The organism is Christensenella sp. (genome assembly GCF_034927525.1).
Lineage (GTDB): Bacteria > Bacillota > Clostridia > Christensenellales > Christensenellaceae > Christensenella.
Map to the genome: position 1 here is coordinate 1 of NZ_JAYFPU010000232.1, position 1,841 is coordinate 1,841.

Consider the following 1,841-nt stretch of genomic DNA (forward strand, 5'->3'; position numbering starts at 1 on the left):
AAATTGTGTTACACTCAGGCATAACAACAGACCGTTGGCAAGGGTCATACCAGGCGGCATTTCCGCTCAAAAAACGGGGAATATTCATGGCAAACATTGTTCAGAAAAAAGAATATGAGTTGGTCAAACTGATCAGCGGCCTTGATATCGAAGCGCATATCACACGGGTGATCGGCGCGGGAAAGACGCATTTTCATTGGCACAAAGAGCTTGAATTTGTGCAGGTGGTAGATGGCCCTGTTGTCATGCACATGGAGGACGAAAGCGTCACGCTCGATCAGGGCGATATTTTTATTGTCAACGCAAACGAGCTGCATTGCTTTCAAAAGACAGGCGTTGCCAACGATATCCTGATCCTGCAAATACCGCTCCGCCATTTTCAGTCCTACTATCCAGAGCTGTTCTTGTACAGGTTCTATGACCGGCACTTAAAGAAGGACAATAGCACGCTTCTGAAAACAACCTCAAAATACATTGCGGATATTTTCAGAAGCATTGCCCACAAAGAGGAATGTTACCAGCTCGAGGTCATGGGGTTCGTCAACCTCCTGGTCCGCCATATCGTTTGCCATGTGCCCCATGAGGTTGTCAGTGAAGAACGCAGGATGGCCGACAACCGCAACCTGCAGCGTATCGACCGCATCACCAATGCCATACACGACCGCTATGCATACGGTATCACATTAGACGATGTCGCCCGGCAGGAAGGTCTGAGCAGGCACTACACCTCCCATTTCATACGCAAACATCTCGGCCTGTCCTTCCAGCAATATGTACGGCGGCTGCGGCTGGAAAAAGCCGTCGACCTCCTGCTGCACACCGACAAAAAGAAGCTGGATATTTGCATCGAAAGCGGTTTTTCCGACTACCGCTACCTGTGCCGGGCCTTTGCCGAGGAGTACGGATGCACGCCTTCCGCCTTCCGCGAAAGGCATCGGGCGGTCAGGCGCAAAACAGAACGGACAGGCGAGACCTTTAACGATCAGTACATCATTATCGGCGATAAAGAAGCCTACGATATTTATTTCGGCCGCTAGAATCCTCTGCCAACAAAACGCTGCACGTTGAGCGGGAGTTGATTGAACATTTCCACATCCTTGCCCGTCTTACCAAGCGTTTTTTCGATCACGATATATTCCCAGTCCATGACGACGTCGTCCCAGCTTTTGTCAAATCCCTGCAACCCAGCATCCAGCATAAACGCCATGTTCTGTGGCAGCTTGCCGGTATAGTCGTCTGTCAGCGCACCATAAAACTCCTGGCATTCCGTATACCCGGTGTTATGCATGGTCGCATACCCTTTCAGGCGCGCAAAATTTTCGATGGGCTTGCCGTCCACACCCACAAATTCGGCGGCACGCGCATTATAATACTCCACCATCGCGCGTTCATGCTCGCGCCCGTCTAGGTCTTCCTTTGCGATCTCTTCAAATTTATCCACAGAATAAGTGAACGCATCTTCCAAAAATGCCATGTTTTTCTTATATTCTTCCGTAAGCCCGGATTCATCCTTCACGCACATCACGGACATACGGGTAGAGCCGCTCAGTCCGTCGCGTTTTGCGCCCGCGCCCACATGTACGATGTCCCCCTCCCCGATTATCCGGTTAGAGGCTTTTCCCACAAGCGTCCAGTTGTTTTTTCCGGAGGTCACCATCACCGGATAAGCAAGTTCTTCCACGCCCAGCTCGTGCGCGATCAACGCGCCCCACGCGGCGACCTGGGTTTCATACATGCCCGGCGAAAGTACGCTCAGCATTCCTTCGAGCATCACATCCGTGATCAGAGCCGCTTCTTTTGTCAGCTTCAACTCCAGCGCCGACTTGTTGTATTTGATGGCA

2 protein-coding genes are annotated in these 1,841 nt (G+C 51.4%); one reads left to right on the top strand and one right to left on the bottom strand.

Translation table 11 applies throughout. From position 1 onward, the window contains the following. Positions 1-86: 86 nt before the first annotated feature. Complete coding sequence (locus tag VB081_RS09695) at positions 87-1,037, top strand: AraC family transcriptional regulator (RefSeq protein WP_323400620.1); 951 nt, start codon at positions 87-89, stop codon at positions 1,035-1,037. Here VB081_RS09695 and VB081_RS09700 read toward each other — a convergent pair. After that, positions 1,034-1,841, bottom strand: an 808-nt coding sequence (locus VB081_RS09700; protein ID WP_323400621.1) for a M24 family metallopeptidase, incomplete at its 5' end; no start/stop codon positions are given. The genes VB081_RS09695 and VB081_RS09700 overlap by 4 nt on opposite strands.

Bases quoted from the DNA above. Each gene is read 5' to 3' on its own strand.
- VB081_RS09695 (WP_323400620.1), top strand. From the start codon at position 87: ATGGCAAACATTGTTCAGAAAAAAGAATATGAGTTGGTCAAACTGATC.